General features: G+C 67.2%; 13 protein-coding genes. 7 read left to right on the top strand and 6 right to left on the bottom strand.

The annotated features are described in order from the left end of the window. Positions 1-190: 190 nt before the first annotated feature. The 6 genes from QE360_RS15310 to QE360_RS15285 all read left to right on the top strand — a co-directional run bounded on the left by QE360_RS15310 (position 191) and on the right by QE360_RS15285 (position 6,647). Positions 191-1,726, top strand: a complete 1,536-nt coding sequence (locus QE360_RS15310; RefSeq protein ID WP_309702872.1) for a L,D-transpeptidase family protein — start codon at positions 191-193, stop codon at positions 1,724-1,726. A gap of 20 nt (positions 1,727-1,746) precedes the next feature. Beyond that, positions 1,747-2,103 carry a hypothetical protein gene (locus tag QE360_RS15305; RefSeq protein ID WP_309702870.1) on the top strand — a complete coding sequence of 119 codons (357 nt, stop codon included), beginning with the start codon at positions 1,747-1,749 and terminating at the stop codon, positions 2,101-2,103. A gap of 62 nt (positions 2,104-2,165) precedes the next feature. Then, a complete protein-coding gene (locus QE360_RS15300) occupies positions 2,166-2,873 on the top strand; it encodes a VIT family protein (RefSeq protein ID WP_309702868.1) in 708 nt (235 codons plus the stop codon). A 61-nt stretch (positions 2,874-2,934) separates the two neighbouring features. Continuing rightward, positions 2,935-3,120 (top strand): hypothetical protein, encoded by a 186-nt coding sequence (locus QE360_RS15295; protein ID WP_309695205.1) that lies wholly within the window; start codon positions 2,935-2,937, stop codon positions 3,118-3,120. A 93-nt stretch (positions 3,121-3,213) separates the two neighbouring features. Continuing rightward, complete coding sequence (locus QE360_RS15290; protein ID WP_309702866.1) at positions 3,214-5,973, top strand: Tat pathway signal sequence domain protein; 2,760 nt, start codon at positions 3,214-3,216, stop codon at positions 5,971-5,973. 17 nt (positions 5,974-5,990) lie between these two features. Then, positions 5,991-6,647, top strand: a complete 657-nt coding sequence (locus QE360_RS15285) for a DUF6250 domain-containing protein (protein WP_309702864.1) — start codon at positions 5,991-5,993, stop codon at positions 6,645-6,647. Between the two features lie 64 nt (positions 6,648-6,711). On the opposite strand, the gene QE360_RS15280 is transcribed toward QE360_RS15285, so the two are convergent. Then, positions 6,712-9,846, bottom strand: coding sequence for a TonB-dependent receptor (locus QE360_RS15280; RefSeq protein WP_309702861.1), 3,135 nt, complete (start codon positions 9,844-9,846; stop codon positions 6,712-6,714). A 207-nt stretch (positions 9,847-10,053) separates the two neighbouring features. Here QE360_RS15280 and QE360_RS15275 point away from each other — a divergent pair, with 207 nt between their 5' ends. Continuing rightward, on the top strand, positions 10,054-11,988 hold the full coding sequence (locus QE360_RS15275) for a rhamnogalacturonan lyase (RefSeq protein ID WP_309702859.1): 1,935 nt from the start codon (positions 10,054-10,056) through the stop codon (positions 11,986-11,988). Between the two features lie 5 nt (positions 11,989-11,993). Here the strand turns inward: QE360_RS15275 and QE360_RS15270 are convergent, their stop codons facing one another. From QE360_RS15270 to QE360_RS15250, 5 genes are read right to left on the bottom strand one after another with little or no spacing between them, the layout of a single operon-like run. Continuing rightward, complete coding sequence (locus QE360_RS15270; protein WP_309702857.1) at positions 11,994-13,499, bottom strand: MFS transporter; 1,506 nt, start codon at positions 13,497-13,499, stop codon at positions 11,994-11,996. After that, positions 13,499-14,611 (bottom strand): glycoside hydrolase family 88 protein, encoded by a 1,113-nt coding sequence (locus tag QE360_RS15265; protein ID WP_309702856.1) that lies wholly within the window; start codon positions 14,609-14,611, stop codon positions 13,499-13,501. Before QE360_RS15265 ends, QE360_RS15270 begins: the two co-directional genes overlap by 1 nt. Positions 14,612-14,630: 19 nt before the next feature. Beyond that, positions 14,631-17,591, bottom strand: coding sequence for a beta-galactosidase (locus QE360_RS15260; RefSeq protein ID WP_309702854.1), 2,961 nt, complete (start codon positions 17,589-17,591; stop codon positions 14,631-14,633). Further along, positions 17,588-17,905, bottom strand: coding sequence for an L-rhamnose mutarotase (rhaM, locus tag QE360_RS15255; RefSeq protein ID WP_309702853.1), 318 nt, complete (start codon positions 17,903-17,905; stop codon positions 17,588-17,590). Before rhaM ends, QE360_RS15260 begins: the two co-directional genes overlap by 4 nt. After that, positions 17,902-18,870, bottom strand: a complete 969-nt coding sequence (locus QE360_RS15250) for an alpha/beta hydrolase (RefSeq protein WP_309702851.1) — start codon at positions 18,868-18,870, stop codon at positions 17,902-17,904. Before QE360_RS15250 ends, rhaM begins: the two co-directional genes overlap by 4 nt.

Genomic DNA, 18,870 nt, shown 5'->3' with positions numbered 1-18,870 from the left:
TAGATGACCGGCGCGAGGCGCGGCGTCAAATGACACCGGCCTGACATGTCGACAGCGCGATTCCGGCGCCTTCCCACAAAAATTTCAGGACCCCGTCCCCCTGACGATCGGTTCAGCTTGGCGTAGGGTTGCGTCGTGCATGGGGCGTTCCTGCGACGACATTGGACTGAATAGGGGCTATCACACCAACATGACCGTATCGCGTTTTTCCGTCTCCGGCCAATCGGTCGCCCGGCTTCTGGCCACCCTTGCGACCGGCACGCTGGTCGCGGCGCCCGTGATGGCGCAGATCGCGCCGCCGCCCGTCATGGTGCCCGCGCCCTCGACCCAGACGCCCCCCGGCGCGACCGTTCAGCCCGTGCCCCAGGCTGTGCCGCCCAGCATCGTCGCGCCGGTGGCGATGCCCAGCCTGACCGATGCCCAGGCGCACCAGCTCGCCACGCTGATCGCCAAGGGCGAGGTGACGCAGGGGCTGCGCTCCGGCGCGCAGCGCGATCTGTCGGCGCTGTCGCCCGCCGCGCTGACCCGCGTGGCGCTCGACTATGCCCATGCGGTTCATGCCGGACGGCTCGACCCCTCGGACTTTTCCAAGGACTGGGGCATCAGGCCGCAGCCCTATGACCCGCTGCCCGGTTTTGCCGATGCGGTGCAGAAGGACCGGCTGGCGGCCTGGGTCGCCTCGCTGCCGCCACCCTATGCGGGGTATGACGCGCTCGTGACGGGGCTGGCGCGATACCGGGCCATGGCGGCGGCGGGTGGCTGGTCGCCTCTGCCGTCCACGACCATCGCTTTCGGGTCGAGCGGCCCGCTGGTCCAGCAGTTGCGCAAGCGACTGGCGATGGAGGATCCCGCCGTCAGCGCGACCGGCGCGACCTTCGACGAGAACCTGCTGGCGGCGGTGCGGCGGGCGCAGCGGCGCTACGGCCTCAACCCGGTCGGCACCGTCGGCAGCCAGACGGTCGCGGCGCTGAGCGTGCCGGTCGGCCAGCGCATCCGCCAGATCATGGCCAATATGGAACGTTGGCGCTGGTTGCCGCAGCAGCTGGAGGCCAAGCGCGTCCAGGTGAACATCGCGGCCGCCGTGCTGACCGTGTTCGACGGCGACAATCCGGTCATGTCGATGAAGGCCGTGACGGGGCGGCCGGGCAACGAGACGCCGATGCTGGTTTCCTCGATTCACAGCATCGTGCTCAACCCGCCGTGGAACGTGCCCAGCTCGATCGCGAACAAGGAGCTGTGGCCCAAGGAAAAGGCCAATCCAGGCTATCTGAAGCGCAACGGTTTTCGCGTGATCGACAATGGCGACGGCAGCAAGCGGTTGCAGCAGGCTTCGGAGAAGAGCGCGCTGGGGCGGTTCAAGTTCGACTTCCCCAACGACTTCGCGGTCTATCTCCACGACACGCCTGCCCAGTCGGGCTTCTCGAAGTTCGACCGGCTGGCCAGCCATGGCTGCGTCCGGTTGGAAAAGCCCGCCGATCTTGCCGCGCTGATGCTGAAGACGACGCCCGAATGGCAACCGGCGCAGGTCGACGCCGTTCTCGCCTCCGGCAAGACGGTGCGCGCGACGATGGCCGAGCCGGTGGCAGTCTATCTGCTATACTGGACGGCCTTTGCCGGGGCGGACGGACAGGTGGGCTTCCGTGAGGACCCATATGGCTGGGACGCGCAACTGGCGACCAAGCTGGAGGCGCGGTCCGCCGAGCGGGCGGCCGCGACCGCGAATTGATGAGTGCGAAAGGGGATAAGATGATGAAGACCAATAACATGCGCCGCTGGGGTCTGGTGGCCGCTGCCATGCTGCTTCCTGCTCTGGCGGGCTGTTCGCAGTCCACGCCGGAGGAGCAGCCGGTGGCCGCCGCCGCCGAGAATGAGCTGACCGTGACCGACGGCGCCGCCGACGAGAATATGACGGCGGTCGCCAATATGGACGAGGTCGCGGCGCCCGCGACCAATGCCGCCGAGGAGATCCCGCCGCCGCCGCCCGAGCGGACCGTCGACCAGCAGATGCTCGACGACGCCTCGGCCACCGGCATGACGTCGCGCGTGCAGCGCGATGCGCCTGCGGCCGATGCTCCGGCGACCGAGCGCAAGGGCGACGAGTAAGTCTGGCCCGGTGGGGGCGGGCGGCACGGCCCGTCCGCCCCCTCTTGCAAGGATAACACCGCATGAGCGAAGCCAGCGTCCATGCCGCGGGCGAACAGCATCTCGTCCATCGCACCGGCTGGCTTCGCGCTGCGGTGCTGGGGGCCAATGACGGGATCATCTCGGTATCCAGCCTGATCGTCGGCGTCGCCGCGGCTCCGGGGGCCACGGCGGGAACGGTGCTGCTGGCGGGGATCGCCGCGCTGGTCGGTGGTGCCTTGTCGATGGCGGCGGGCGAATATGTCTCGGTGAGTTCGCAGGCGGACACCGAACAGGCCGATCTGGCACGCGAGGCGGCGGAACTGGACCGCGCACCGCTCGCCGAAACGCGCGAGCTGGCGGCGATCTATGAGGCGCGTGGGGTCGAGGCCGGGCTGGCCCGGCAGGTCGCCGAGCAGATGATGGCGCATGACGCGCTCGGCGCGCATCGCCGCGACGAACTGGGGCTCGCGGATGACGGCGGGTCCGATCCGTTGCAGGCGGCGTTGTTCTCCGCCGGAGCCTTCGCTTCGGGCGCGATCCTGCCGGTGCTCGCCGCGCTCAGTCCGCGCGGCATGGTGCTTTATGCGGTGCCGGGGACCGCGCTGCTGCTCCTGGCCGTGCTCGGGGCGCTGGGCGCGCGAGCGGGCGGTGCCCCGATCGGGCGCGGGGCGATCCGTGTCGTCCTGCTCGGTGCGCTGGCCATGGGTGTTACCGCGCTGATCGGGACGCTGACCGGCGGCATCGTCTAGGTGGCCGGGTTGAGCCATTCGCGCAGCCGGTGCGTTGACCCGTCTCCATCAGGAGAGTGACATGCGCGACGAACTCGACACCCCGACCGAACCCCAGAGCTTTGGCGACCTGCCGATCCAGCCGACCGGATCGGGCGTCCAGGATCTGGAAATCGCCTATGAGCAGATGCGCCTGACCGAAGCGGATGCGGCCCCCGCGCCCGATGCCAACGATGCGATCGCCGAGAGCGAGGCGCATCCGAGCTGATCGTGACGGCCCCGTCGGCCGATCGCACAGGGCATTCCCATTCGAAAAATATCTCGTATTGTGATGAACGATACCAGATAATGGATTCTCGATATGGCGGACCCAGTGCATTTCGACCGGCGGAGCCTGTTGCTATCGGCCACCGGCATGGCCGTGACGATGGGGCACACATCCGCCCCGGCGGCCACTCTCCCCATACGCGGCGAGGCCGCCAAGGGGACCGGTGCAACCTGCTGGCTCGACGGTGTACCACCGGACGGCCATGAGGGAATGACCTGGGGCCAGCCATGGCCCAAGGGGACGAAACTGTCCTCCTCCTACCGGCTGGCGGGGGAAGGATCGGCTCCGCTGCAAAGCTGGCCGCTCGCCTATTGGCCCGACGGGTCGATCAAATGGACGGGCCATGCCCTGGCCGCCGATGCGGGGCGCGCCACCAGCTTGCGGGTCGAGCCGGGCAGGGCGCGGCAGGCATCGCCCTCTTCCGCCACGGCGCGGAGCTTTGCCGATCGGATCGAGGTCACGGTCGGCGATACGCTCTGGACGATCGGGCGACAGGGCGAGGCGATTATCCGCTCGGCGCGGCGAGGTGGCAAGACGGTCATGCGCGACGTCGGCCTCATCGCGACGGCGCAGGACGCGCCCGACGAGGAGGATGGCGCCCCGCCCCGGCTTCTCCGCTATGCGGGGCGTATAGAGCGCGTCACGGTGGAGCAGGATGGCCCCATCCGGGTCGTCGTGCGGGTCGAGGGACGTCATGCCGCGCCCGACGAACAATGGCTGCCCTTTTCGCTGCGCCTTTATTTCCATGCCGGATCGGCGTCGGTGCGGATCGTCCATAGCCTGATCTTCGACGCAGATCCCGCGCGGCGGTTCGTGCGCGGGCTGGGGCTGAGCGGGCAGGTGCCGATGACCGATCCGCTGCACGACCGGCATGTCCGCTTCGCCGGGCAGGGCGATGGCCTATGGGCGGAGGCGGTCCGGCCGCTGACGGGATTGCGCCGCGATCCGGGGCGCGCCTTCCGCGAGGCGCAGGTCGCCGGACGGGAAACGCCGCCGCTGGCGACGATGGCGGCGGCGGTGCGCGACCGGCTGGATTACATCCCGGCCTGGGGCGAGTTCCGGTTGCGCCAGCCCAATGCCGACGGCTTCACCATCCGCAAGCGGACCGCCAGCGGCCATGGCTGGGTGCCGGTCGACGGCGCCGGGCGCGCGGCGGGGCTGGGCTATGTGGGTGGCGCGCGGGGTGGGGGCTTCGCCTTTGCCATGCATGATTTCTGGCGGCGCTGCCCGGTCGGGCTGGACGTGGCCGAGGCGACCGGCGAGGCGGCGCGCTTCACCCTGTGGTATCACGCGCCCGACGCCCCCGCGATGGACCTGCGCTTCTATCACGACGAGATGGGGATGACCGATTATGCCCGACAGAACGAAGGGCTGGACATCACCTATGAGGATTATGAGCCCGGCTGGGGCGATGCGCGCGGGATCGCACGGACGACCGAATTCCGGCTCTGGGCGCTCGACACGACGCCGACCCGCGAGCGGCTGATCCGAATGGCGGCGCAGGTCGAGGCGCCGCCGCGCCTGCTCGCGACCGGCGAAGCGGTTCATGCGGCGGGGGTGTTCGGTGCCTGGACGCTGGCGGGATCATCCGGCGGCGACGCGGCGGGACGGATCGAGGCGCGGGCCTCGCGCGATCTGGATTTCTATATCGGGCAGGTCGAGCAGCGGCGCTGGTACGGCTTTTGGGACTATGGCGACGTCATGCACAGCTATGACGCGGATCGCCATGTCTGGCGCTACGACATCGGCGGTTTCGCATGGGATAACAGTGAGCTGTCGACCGATCTGTGGCTCTGGTACGCCTATCTGCGGACCGGGCGCGCCGATGTCTTCCGGATGGCGGAGGCGATGACGCGGCATACGGGCGAGGTCGATGTCTATCATCTCGGCCGCTTCCGGGGGCTTGGGACGCGTCACGGGGTGCAGCATTGGGGCGACAGCTCGAAACAGCCGCGCATCTCCAATGCCGCCTATCGCCGCATCTATTATTACCTGACCGCCGACGAGCGGTGCGGCGACCTGATGCACGCGCTGATCGACAGCGACCAGACGCTTCGCCATGTCGAGATCGGGCGCAAGGTCGGGGCCCGCGCGCCCGGTTCGGAGCCACCCGGCGGCACCGGCGCGGTGGTCGCGGAGGGCAGGCTGCCGCCGGGACAGGTCTTCGTCCAGTTCGGCACCGTCTGGGGCCCGCTGGTCGCGGCCTGGATGACCGAATGGGAACGGACGGGCGATCCGCGCTGGCGCGACCGGATCGTGGCGGGAATGCAGTCGCTCGCCGCTCTGCCCCGCCAATGGTTTGCGGGTGGCGCGCCCTTCGACCTCGCCACGGGACGCTTTGTCGGCGAGGGCGACCGGGTGAGCATGAGCCATCTGAACGGTGTCTTCGGCGTGTTCGAGACGATGGCCGAACTGCTCGAACTGGTCGATGTGCCCGCCTATCGCGAGGCGTGGCTGGACTATTGCGCCTATTATAATGCCCCGACCGACCTGTTCCGCGCGAAGACCGGCGATCCGGGCAAGGGGCGGGGGCTGGCCCAGGCCCATTCGCGCTATACCGCCTATGCCGCCGTCCAGCGCCGCGACCCCGCGCTGGCCCGCCGAGCCTGGACGGAGTTCCTGGGGGCGGGCGACCGCGCCACGCGCGATCAGGCCAAGGGCGCGGTGCGCGTGTCCGGTCCGGCGGTGCTCAAGCCGGTGGACGAAATCCCCGACATCTCGACCAATGACGCGGCCCAATGGGGGCTGGCGGCGACCGCCAATCTGGCGCTGATCGGCCGGTGGCTGTCGTGAGGCGATGGGCCTGCGCCATGCTGGGCGTGACGGCGCTGGCCGCGACGGGGCCCGGTGCGCGCATCGACGATTTTCGCGGCGGCCTGTCGCGCTGGTCCGTCGAGGCCGAGCCGGGTGCGCAGGTCGTCGCTCGGGACGGGGTGCTGGATATCGATGCGGCGGACGGGGTGACGATCTGGTATCGGCAAAGGCTGAAGGGGCCGGTCGCGATCGACTATGATGTGATGGCGGTGGCGGAGGGCGGGGCGCATGACGCGGTCAGCGACGTCAACGCCTTCTGGATGGCGCGCGACCCCAGGGTGAAGGGCGGGTCGGTGCTGGCCCGGCGACGCGACGGTGCCTTTGCCAGCTATGACGATCTGGAGACCTATTATGTCGGGATCGGCGGCAATCGGAACAGCACGACGCGGATGCGCCGCTATGTCGGTCGCAAGGGGGATCGGCCGCTCCTGCCCCAGCATGACCGCAGCGATCCCGCCGCGATGCTGGTCCCGAACCGGTGGACCCATATCCGCCTGATCGCCGATGGTCACGAGATCGCGGTCGATCGCGACGGCCAGCGGCTCTTCGCGATGCACGATGCCGCCCCCTATCGCAGCGGCTGGTTCGCGCTGCGTACCACGCGCAGCCATTTGCGGGTTCGCAATGTGCGGATCACGCCGCTGGGCCGATAAGAAAGGGGCCGGATCGCGCGGACCCGGCCCCCATAGTCGAGGGAAAAGGTGAGCCCGCCGGGGCTCAGAATTTCAGGTTGAAGCCCGCGAAGAAGCGCTGGCCCGGATAGAAGACCTCGGACGTGCCGATATTCTTGATATAGGTCTTGGAAAATTCCTTGTTGATGTTCTGCATCTCCATGAACAGCTGATAATGCCATTCGGGGAAGCGGAACGTGACCTTGGCATCCAGATAGCCTTCGCCCTTGCGATAGATGGGCAGGTTCCCGTTATTGGAATCGGCGACGACCGTCAGCCAGTCCGACCGGAAGTTATAGGCCAGGCGGGCGTTCAGCCATCCCTTGTCGTAGAAGACGCTGGCATTCCAAGTCCATTTGGACAGGCCGGGATAGTCGTTCAGCGGATCGCCGGTCGCACTGTTGGTCAGGTTGGTGCGCAGGGCGCGGGCATAGGTGACATTGCCGCTGGCGCCCAGCCCATCGAACGGCGCGGGCAGGAAGGTGAAGGCGGTCTGCGCGCTCGCCTCGATCCCGTCGAGCAGCGCGCCGAAGCCGTTCACCGGCTGGCGCACCGTATAGGTCACGCCGTCCTGGAACAGGTCGACGCCGGTGCGCAGCACGTTCAGGATGACGAAGCTGCTCTCATATTTCTTGTAATAAGTCAGGCTGAACAGCGTATCCTTGTTGGGATACCAGGCCAGGTTCACCTCCCACTGGTCGGCGCGATAGGGCTTGAGCGCGGGGTTGCCCGCGGTGCAGACGTCATCCGACGCGGCGACGGTCGCATCGTCCAGGCAGTTGATGTTGGGCACCAGATCGGTCGGCTTGGGCCGGGCGAGGTTCTTGGCCCAGTTGGCGCGGAACACCAGGTCGGGCGTGAGCTCCAGCGCCGCGTTGAAGGCGGGGAGGATGTCGACATAGCTGTTGCGCAGCGAGAGCTGCTGGGCGCCGAGCACCACGGTCTCGGTGCCGCCCGTGGCGGTGAAGCGGGTCTGGCGGCGGATATTGGTGCCCGTGCCCACATCCCGGGTATAGACATAGCGCACGCCCGCATTGCCGGTCAGGCGCATGCCGAAGACATGGGTTTCAAGATTGCCCTGGACGTAACCGGCGGCGACCGTCTCGTCGATCTTCAACTGGGGAATCTGGGGCTGGCCGTTGGCTTCGCGTACCAGATCCTGGTCGAAGCCGGACAGGTCGTAATATTGGCTGAGCAGCGACGGCGAGAAATTGGCGAAGGCGAGGCGATTGGGGATCGAGGAGGATGCGCCTTGCAGCCCCGCGAACATCGGCGCGCCGCCGGTCGTGGTGCCCAGGGAGCGGATAAGCCCGGCATATTCGTCGCGCGTTAGATAATAGGTGCTGCCATTGACCCGCTGCGGCACGGTGGCGGCGTTCACGACCTGGGTCGTGAAGGACACATTGGCGCTCGATTGATAGACCGCCGGGGTGGTGCCGGACGCCGGGGTCAGCAGACGCGACCCGCCACCTGCATAATTATAATAATCGGCCCAGCGAAACTGCCCGCCAAACTCGATATTCTTGAGCGGCCCCCAATCGGCCGCCCAGGTCCCGTCGAGCTTGAGCTGGTTCTCGTTATTGCCGGAGTCGCCCGGACGATATTGGACACTCGGCCCCGCCTGGGCGGTGTTCCCGGCGCGGTTATAGTCGGCATAGATATTGGGATCGGCCGGATTGACCGAACTGGGATAGGTGAAGACCGGAATGCCCAGATCGTTGCGCCGGTCGACCTGCATCCCCGCAATGCCGGTGCTGATCGCGATCAGGTTGGTTTCACCCAGCGTCCGCGATTCGCTGCGCGAGGCTAGACCCTTCAGCCGCAGGCGATCCACCACCCAGTCGAAGCCGGTGATATAGTAACGGGAATTCTGGTCATATTGGAAGTCGCGGCGCTGAACGCCCAGGATATTGGCGGACCCGCTATAGACGGGGGCGGACGCGCTGCCGATATTCGCCGCCGATAGGGCCGTGGTGTAGCTGGTGACGACATGGTTGCCGTCGACCGTCGATGTACCCAGCTTGACCTGTGGCGTCGAGCTCGCGCCGAGCGACGGATCGAGCTGGTAACGCTGGTAACGCCCCATATCGAGCGAATAGTTGACGTCCATCAACCGCTGGTTGCGACTGTTGAACTGCACTTCCGCAAAGGCGCGAAAATTGTTCGAGAATTCATATTGCAGCGTGATGTCGCCCGACAAGCGCTTGTCGCGGCGAACCAGGTTGCGATAGCGGGGCACGGTCGGCGCCCAGTCGAAGAACTGATTTTCGCAGGCCGCCCGGCGGGTGGCGAAGGTCTGGGTCGCGGTCGCGCCGACACCCGCGCAGCTGGCATAGGTATTGAACGCCGAATAGGCCGGGTTGGCGACCGTCTTCTGGTCGGAATGGTCGAAATCGGCGAGGCGGCTGTAATTGGTGTTGCTGGCATAATCCTGCCGCGTCGAGACGTCGCTATAGGTGACGTTGGCCAGGATACCCAGCCCGTCGATGAAGAATTTGGGCGTGCCGATCAGCAGCGTCGCGCGGGGCTTCCAGTCCTGCGTCGTGTCGAGATGCTGTTCGGAGAAATTGAGATTGGCGATGAAATTCTTCAGTTCGAGCGGCTTGCGCGTCTCGATTTGGATCGTGCCGCCGATGCCGCCCTCGGTCAGCTTGGCCTGATAGCCCTTGTAGACGTCGATCGACTTGACGAGCTCGGAGGCGAATTCGCGGAAGTCGCCCGCGCGGGAACCCAGCGCGGAGGATTGGCCGACGCCGTTGATCTCGACGCGATTGAGGTCGGGCTCGACGCCGCGGATCGATACCTGATTGCCTTCGCCGAATTCACGGCTGAGCTGGACGCCGGTGATCCGCGCGAGACTGTCGCCAATATTCTTGTCGGGGAAGCTGGCGATATCGTCCGCAACGATCGAGTCGACGACGGTCCCCGCATTGCGCTTGCGGGCGATCGCGGATTGCAGCGAGGCGCGGGTGCCGATGACGATGATGTCCTCGGGGCTGACCCCGTCGAGCTTGTCGCCTTTCCCCTGATCGGCGGCCTTTGCAGCGTTTTGCGCAGAGGCGGGCGCGCTCAGCGCCAGTCCGACGGCCAGCACGCCCCAGGCCGATGTGCGCAGCATCCCGCGCAGCAGGTGCCGGTCGCCCGCGTGACGCGACCCGGTGATAGCGACGAAACCCGTCATGGCATCCTCCCTCTCGCCCCCGGTGTCGCCGCTGTTTCTCGGCTGACGCTGTAGGGCTGCTCCAGTCTGCCTTTGTGTATATAACCACAATATGGAATGCAATCATATAGATTGGAATTTTGACTCGTTGGGCTATGGTGCTGTCAGGCAATGCGAAAGGCGGCATATGACCCGGATCGCCGTGCTTATTCGGAATAGGAGAGAGGCATGATCGGCAGGCGGCGCATCAGGGGCGGTATCGCATCATGGGTGATGATGGCGGCCGTCTGTCCGGTCCATGCCGCGCCAGCGCCGGAGCGCCAGGCCGAAAAATGGGACCGCGGCGTCGTCGCGGTGCCCGCCATCGGGGGCGGGGTGCTGGTCAGCTGGCGCTCGCTGGCAAGCGATGCGCCAGGCGCGGGGTTCGAGGTGTTTCGCGACGGACGCCGGGTCTCGGTCTCCGCCATCACCGACTTGACCAATTTCCGCGATGCCGGGGGCAGCGCCGCCAGCCGCTATGCCGTGCGAATGATCGCGGCGGGCGCGGCGGGCGCGGTCAGCCCGGCCGTGCCGGTCTGGGCGAAAGGCTATGCGTCCATTCCGCTCGACCCGCCGCCGGGCGGCGTCACCCCGGATGGCGAGGCCTATGGCTATACTGCCAATGATGTGGGGCTGGGCGATCTGGACGGGGACGGGCGGCCCGATCTGGTGCTGAAATGGGACCCCACCAACAGCCATGACAACAGCCAGAGCGGCTATACCGGACCCGTCTATCTCGACGGCTATACGCTGGCGGGCAAGCGGCTGTGGCGGATCGACCTCGGCCCCAATATCCGCGCGGGGGCGCATTATACCCAGTTTCTGGTGCAGGATTTCGACGGCGACGGTCGGGCCGAGGTGGCGATGAAGACCGCCGACGGCACGGTCGATGGACAGGGGCATGTGATCGGCGATCCCAAGGCCGACTGGCGCCAGCATGACGGAGAGGTGCCGCAGGCCGACAGGACCGGCGCGCACATCACCGCCGACGGGCGCATGGTCGCCAGGCTTGCTGGACGAATCCTGACCGGGCCCGAATATCTGACGGTGTTCGACGGCATGACCGGCAAGGCGCTGGCCACCAAGGCCTATGATCCGCCGCGCGGGCCGCGCCACGATCCGGGTTTCGCCTGGATGGCCGCGCGTTGGGGGGACGGCTATGGCAACCGGGTCGACCGGTTTCTGGCGGGGGTCGCCTTTCTCGACGGGCGGCGTCCCAGCATGATCTTCGGGCGCGGCTATTATGGACGAACGGCGATCGCCGCCTGGGACTATCGCGACGGCCAGCTGACCGAGCGCTGGCTGTTCGACACCGACCAACCGGGCCATCAGGACTATGTCGATCGCGGCAACCACCAGCTGAGCATCGCCGATGTCGACGGAGACGGGCGCGACGACGTCATCTACGGCTCGATGGCGGTCGATGCGGACGGCAAGGGGTTGTGGACGCAGCCGCTCTATCACGGCGATGCGATGCATGTCGGCGATCTCGATCCCGCCCGGCCGGGGCTGGAGAAGTTCGGCGTGCACGAACAGGTCGGCAGGAATGGCGGGATCGGATCGGCGCTGCTCGATGCGCGGACCGGGCAAATTCTGTGGACCAAGCCCGCCGCCAGCGACACCGGGCGCGGCCTGTCCGCCGATATCGACCCGCGCCATGTCGGCGAGGAGATGTGGGGATCGAACCAGCCCGATCTCCACGACGTCCACGGCGTATCGGTCGGCCCGCATCCGCGCCAGACCAATTTCGCCATTTGGTGGGACGGCGATCTTCTTCGCGAATTGCTCGACGGGACGACCATCTCGAAATGGAACTGGACGACCGGCAAGGCCGAGCCGTTGCTGGTGGCGGAGGGGGCGGCATCCAATAACGGGACCAAGGCCAACCCCGCGCTACAGGCCGACCTGATCGGCGACTGGCGCGAGGAGGTGGTGTGGCGCAGCGCCGACAATCGCGAGTTGCGCATCTATACGACGCCCTGGCCGACGACGCACCGGATCACCACGCTGCTCCAGGACCCGGTCTATCGCGCCGGGATCGCCTGGCAAAACACCGCCTATAACCAGCCGCCGCACACCGGCTTCTATCTGGGCATGACCAGGCCTTCCGAACGGCCGGAGTGACCCGGTCACAGCACCGGATTGCGCCCCCAGAGCTGATCGTAACGCCAGCCCGACAGATCCTCGACCACCGCGCGGGTCCGGGGGCTGGCGGGTTCGCGCTCACCGGTGCGGAGCCGTTCGATCTCGTCCATCAGCACGGCATGGGATGCCGGGTCGAGCCGGAAGCGCAGCGACACCCATAGCCCGAAGGCCAGCAGCGCGAGGGTGCCGCCGACCATCACCGCGACGATGGCGTGGACGGTCGCCGGGGACTGGCTGGCCGCACCGGCGACGAAGCCCGACGCCTGCAGGATCTGGCCGACCGCGATCAGCGCAACGGCCTGCGACATCTTGCGCACGAAGGTCATGACACCCGCAAATGCGCCCTCGCGGCGGCGGCCGGTGACGATCTCATCGACATCGGCCATGTAGTTATAGGTCGCCCAGGGAATATAGTTGAGCGCCCCGCGCCCCAGGCCCGCGAACGCGACCGGCAGCACGAAGACCCAGCCGCTGGCGCCCCGGCCGGTCCACCACAGGCCGAGGAACAGCAGGACGCCCAGCGCGAAGCTGCCCCCCGCGATCTGGTACGCCCGCGCCGGAGAGGCGCGCAGCGCGAAGTTGATCGCCAGCAGGACGGCGAGGGTCTGGACCGCGTAGGTCAGCCCGGCCAGGTTGGACACGGCCAGTGTCGTGCCGCCCAGCGCGAAGACGACGAAATAGGCGAAGGCGGCGTTGAAGATGTCCTGGCTGATATAGCCGCCCAGATACATGCCCAGATGCAGCCGGAACGCCCGGATTCGCAGGGTCGAGAACAGGTTGCGGTACAGGTCGCGGATCGCGGCCAGCGGGGTCATCCGCTCGCGCGCCAGCGCCATGGTCTCGGCCGAGCGTGGACGCTCCCAGCTGAACAGATAGAGCATCGTTGCCGAGGCCATGAACAGCGCGGAGAATAAAAGGCCCATATAGAAATAGGTGTCGGGCGAATCCTTCCCCAGATGCTCGATCAACCGGCCCGGCAGGATGGCGGCGAGGATCGCGGAAATCTGGCCGCACATGATCCGCCACCCGGCAAACTTGGCCTTGGTCCGGTAGTCGCTCGCCATCTCGGCCGCCAGCGTCTCGAACGGAATGATCTCGAGCGCATAGACCAGCTCGAATAGGACATAGGTGACGAGATAATAATAGAAGCTCTGCCCCGCGACCCACATGATCGCGAAGGAGGGGAGCAGCGGGATGGCCGCCAGGATGAAGGCCCGCCGCCTGCCGAACCGGCGGCCTGCCCAGGTGTCGCCGAACCGGTCGGAAATATAGCCGATGGTCGGGCTCGCCACCGCGTCCAGCACGCGGGCGATGCCGAAGATCAGCGTCGCCTGCGCCGCCGACAGGCCGCAAAAGCTGGTGTAGAAGAACAGCACCCAGGTGCTGATGACCGCCATCGAGCCCGCGCCCAGAATGTCGTTCGATCCATAGGCGGCGAAATTGTACCAGCGAACGCGACGAGGGGGCGGGGACCCGGTGGCGGCGACCATCAGATATAGGTCCGCAGGAATTCGCCCAGCGCGCAGATCGCCAGGCTCTGGCCATAGGGCATCGAGGTCAGCGCGATGTCCTTGTAGAACTGCATCGTGTCGCCCATCGCGGTGCCGAAGCTGACCTGCTTCAACTCGCCATGCTCGTCGATATTGGCGAGCACGGCGCGGATCGCCTTGATCCCGACCGCTTGGTAACGGCGCGGCAGATAGCCCTTCCGCACCGCCTTCAGGATGCCATAGGCGAAGCCTGCGGTCGCCGATGCTTCGAGATAGCTGGTCGGATCGACGATCAGCGTGTGCCACAGCCCGCTCTCGTCCTGATGCTCGGCCAGCGTCTTCACCTGCGCCGCGAGCGTGTCGATCAGGAAGGTGCGGAAGGCATCGCCCTCGGCCAGGTCGAGCATCTCGATGATCTCGGGGATCGCGATCGTCACCCAGCAATTGCCGCGCGCCCATAGCGCGCCCGCGAAGTTATGGCGGCCGTCGAAGGTCCAGCCATGATACCAGAGGCCCGTCTGGCGATCGAACAGATATTTGATGTGGACGAGGAACTGGCGCTTGGCCTCCTCGATATAATGCGGGCGGTTCAGGATCTGGCCGATGCGGGCGAGCGGCAGGACGCTCATCATCAGCGTGTCGTCCCACATCTCCTGCGGGTTCTCGTCGTTGAAGACGATATGCTGGAACCCGCCTTCCTCCGTCTTGGGCAGGCCGTCATCGGCCATCAGCCATTCGGCCCAGATGTCGAGATAGGGCAGATAGGTCTGGTCGCCGGTCTGCTCATAGAGATCGGCGAGCGTCAGGAAGGGCGACATGGTGTTGATGTTCTTGGTCGGGGTGCCCGCCGCGAAACGGTCGTCGAACCATTTCAGCATCACGTCCCAGGCCTGTTTGTCGCCGGTCTGTTCCCAATAGCGGTACAGGCCGAACAGGCCGATGCCGTGGGTCCATTCCCAATCGTTCCACCCCTTGGTGTCGATCACCCGGCCATCGTCCAGACGGAGCAGGAACTCGCCGGTCTCGTCCCGGATGTTGACGAGGTTGTCGATCAGCTTGGCGATCTGCGCCGTCACCTCGGCGCGGGGTATGTCGTGCGTAAGGGCTGCCACGGGAATGCTCTCCGAAGGATCAGGGGGTGGAATAGAGGTCGCGGTAAGCCGGGGCGGCCACGTCGGTGACCGCGACGCCGCCGCGCGCATGGTGAAGGGTGACGAGCCGGACCGGCTCGATGACGTTGCCGGGCGCCCCGTCGCTCGTCATGGCGAGCGCCAGCGTGTTGCGCCCGCGATGGCGCAATATGCCCTCGGGGATGGGGAAGACCCGCTGCGGCCCGACATTCGCGACGAACTGGCCCATATTCCAGCCATTGACGAAGATCAGCACCCGGTAGCGCCCCGGCGAGCGCGGCGTATCGGGGTCACCGATCTGCAGGCCCAAGGTCACATCCTCGCCGCTCGGCACTGACAGGTCGAACGTGGTGCGATACCAGTCGGTCCCGGCATGGGGTTTCGCCTCGGTCAGCGTGACCGCCTGCCACCCGTCATCGGCAAAGCCCGGCAGCGTCCAGCCCATGCGTTCGCCATAAAGGCCGCCATTGTTGCTGGGCCCGCGCGCGACATCCCGCAGGTCTTCGCCGCCCGCGCGCCCCTGGATCCGCCACGCGATCGGCACCGCGAAGCTCTTGCCACCCGGCCGGGCCAGCGAGACGGAGATCAGCCCGCGCGGCTCCTTGTGCGCGTCATCGACGTCGAGGTCCCAGTTATGGCCGTTCACCCGCACCATCGCGGCCAGCATATGTTCGCCGGGCGCCTGGGCCTGGCGAGGCAGGACGAATTCCGCGACGCCGGTGGTGATCGGCCGAGGCAGGCCGCCTGCCAGTTCGTGCTGGCCGATCAGCGTCCCGTCGAGGAACAGCTGGACCATCCCTGCGCCGCCCGCCCCGTAATGCACGGTCGCGGTCTGCGCGTCCGCCGAGCCGGTGAAGCGACCGCGATACCAGACATCGCCGTCATGAAAGCCATAGGCATCCGCCCCGAGATTGGGCTGGCCAGTCGGTGGTCGGATGGTTGCCACGTTGCGGGCGGTCCCGGCGACGGTCCAGCCGGAGTCGTCGAAGTCCACGCCCGTCTCCGGCGATCCCGGCGCATGACGCCATGTCGCGCTGGTCAGATCGGGCAAGGTCAGGCGTTGCGGTGCGGGCAGGGGACGCAAGGCCACTAGGCTGCCGCTCGCCGAATGGCTGACGGGCACCGCCTTTCCGTTCCAGCGCACCGTGTGGATGCCCGGCGGGGCCCAGACCTCCAACGGCTCGGCGCCCTCACTATCGCCGGTCAGGTCTAGCGCCCCCCGGTTCGGCGTCGCATGACGGACGAGCGTGGGGCCGCGTTCCAACAGGCCGTCCTGTCGGAAGAAACGCTGCGCCGCCGCGACTTCACCAACTAGCAGCAGCAGGGGCGGGCGACCGCCGCCTGCGATCAGCACTCGGGCCAGACCCCGATGCGTATAGGTCAGCCGAAGGTCCCCCTTTGTCGGGTCGAAGGCGCTGGCGACCCGTCCCTCCAGGACCGTGACCTTCGGCGGGCTGGCATAGCGCAGCACCGTTTCCCCCGGCTCGCCCGTGCGACCATAGAATAGCGCGACATCCTCCGCGCCGTGGCGGATGGTCGTCTGCAATTCGGATGTCGAATAGACCAGCCGCTGCCGCTCCAGATCGACGCCCGCGACCAGCAGCTTGGCATCGCGGCCATGCAACTCGCTGGCAAAGCTGTAGCGTCCGTCGGGCAGGTCGGCGGTGATGGTGAACCGCGCGTCGCCGGTCGCGTTGGACGGCTTGGGCGCGACGAACAGCAGGCGTGCGTCGGTGTCCGGATTGCGGTCGTGATAGACCTGCACCGCATCGCTGCCCGTGACGGCGACGGGCGGGGCCTTTTCCAGCCGGGCGAGATCGGGCACGGCGGCGAGGAACTGGCCGAGCTGCTTCAGCTCCAGCGCCTTGGGCCGCAGATTGCGCGCCTCGTCGATCGCCGAACCATAGTCATAGGAGGTATAGACGACGGGCGCGGGCAGCCAGCCCCAGCTCGTGCCGCCATAGCCCATATAGATGCTCTGGATCGCGATGCCGTTGGCGATGTTGGTGCCGTAGAAGACCCGTTGATAGCCGGTCCCGCGCTGAACGGCGTTGCACGGATACATGCCGTTCGACCCCCAATAGTCGAACCAGCCGCCGCCGAACTCGGCGATGAAACCGGGCGTGTGCGGCGAGGCGCTCGCCCCGCCCTTGGCACCACCGGGACCATATAGGCCCCAGTCCGGAGCGGGGGCACCTTTGGTCGGCACATTGTCGACCCCGCACACGCCGCCGGGATAGCCGTCGAAGGCATAGAGCTCCTGCGGTCCCGCGACGGTCAGCGGCACGCCCGAGCTTTTGGGCACCCAATAGCCGTTGCGCCCCTGATCATTGTGGAAGATCGGTACGGTGATCCCATCGGCCCGCGCCTTGTCGTACAGATGCTGCATATAGCGGCTCTGTGCGGGGGTGGTCAGCGCCAGCTCATTCTCGATCTGGTGGAGGATGACGGTGCCGCCGCGCCCCAGCTGGTGGCGCGCGATGATCGGGTTGATCCGGTCCAGCCATTCGTCGGCCGCCGCCAGATATTCGGGATCGTCGGTCCGCGCCTTGCCCGGCTGGTTCACCAGCCAGCCCGGAAAGCCGCCGCGCGACAGCTCGGCATTCACATAGGGCCCGGCGCGGGTGATGACATAGAGCCCTTCCTCGCGCGCCATGGTCAGCACCCGCTCGACGTCGCGGATGCCGGTGAAGTCGTACATGCCCTTTTTCGGGCTATGAAACCCCCAGTCGATATAGATGGCGACGGCGTTGAAGCCGCTCGCCTTCATCTTCTGAAGGATGTCGCGCCACAGATCGGGCGAGGGCAGGCGAAAGGGGTGGAATTCGCTTGACCAGATCAGCGTCGGCTTGCCGTCGATCAGCAGCGAATGGCGGTCGAACCCGACGCGCGGGGGCTCGGCCACCGGCAAAGTCTGCGGTGCGGCGGCCCCTGCCAGCAGCAGCGCGGCGACCAGGCTCATGCGAGGTAGAACATCGGCGTCAGCGGAGCTTCGACCGGGCGATTGTCGGGCCGTACCTCCATCAGATCGGCCATATGGTCCCACCAGCGCTGCATGACCGGCTGGCCGGGCAGCGTGTCGCGGCTATCGTTAGGATGCAGCCGCAGGACGGCGAACAGCGCGTTCGTCTCTTCGTCCAGAAAAATCGAATAGTCGTAAATGCCCGCCGCGCGCAGCGCCTCGGCGAGTTCGGGCCAGATCGCGTCGTGGCGACGGCGATATTCCTCGGCCATGCCGGGCTTCAGCATCATGCGAAAGGCGATGGGCCGGGTCATGCGTCGTCTCCTGGGATTTTCAGGCCGTGGCGGTGGGCGAAGGTCGCGAACCGGGCCAGCCAAGGATGCGGCGTGCCGTCGGGGGCGACCAGCCGGGGGCCGTGCCCGCCCGTTTCAACGATATGGAGTTCGGCCGGGCGGGGCAGCGCATGGACCGCCTGGAACATCGCGATGCTGTTGGCGACCGGCACGACGGGGTCGTCGGCGGCATGGCCCAGAAAGGTCGGCGGCATGTCGGCGGGCAGGTCCCGCTCCGCCGAATAGCGTGCCGCCCGCCCGGCATCCGCGTCCCGGCCGAGCAGCTCGCGCTTCGACTGGGCGTGCGCGAAGGGCTGGGTCATGGTGATGACCGGGAAAAGCAGCCCGACGGTAAGCAGCGTCGTCGGCTGCGCGTCCATGACGTCGACAGGGCCATAGGTGACGAGCGCAGACCGCGCCGCCAGCCGCGCGGCCAGATGCCCGCCCGCCGAAAAGCCCATCGCGGCGATGTTGGTTGGATCGATGCCCCATTCGCCCGCGCGGGCGCGGATGACCCGAAGCGCGCGCTGTGCATCCTGAAGCGGCGCGTCCGGCCCGGCCGCCCAGCCGTCGTGCGGCAGGCGATAGAGCAGGTCGAACGCCGTCACGCCCTGCGCGGCGAACCAGCGCGCGACCGGCGAAGGCTCGCGCCCCACCGCCACACGGGCATAGCCTCCCCCGGGGATTAGCAGCACCGCCGCCCCGGTCGGTCGCGCGGCGGGGCAGACGGTCAGCATCGGAGTGGCGACATGCGGCCAGGCGATGTCGTCGGCGGGGCCGTTGGGCGAGCGCTGGACGAAGGCGTCCGCGACCGCAGGGCTGGGCATCCCCGGCGGTGAGCCTGGCCAGATCGGAAAGCGCTGCGAGGCAGGGGCGGCGGTCGCGAGGCGGGGCGTGGCGGCCAGCGACAGTCCGGCGGCGATCAGGGTGCGGCGGTCGAGAGGCAT

The organism is Sphingomonas sp. SORGH_AS_0789 (assembly GCF_031453055.1).
Taxonomy (GTDB): Bacteria; Pseudomonadota; Alphaproteobacteria; order Sphingomonadales; family Sphingomonadaceae; genus Sphingomonas.
Note: the sequence above shows the minus strand (reverse complement) of the source record. Positions and strands in the feature narration are given on the sequence as shown.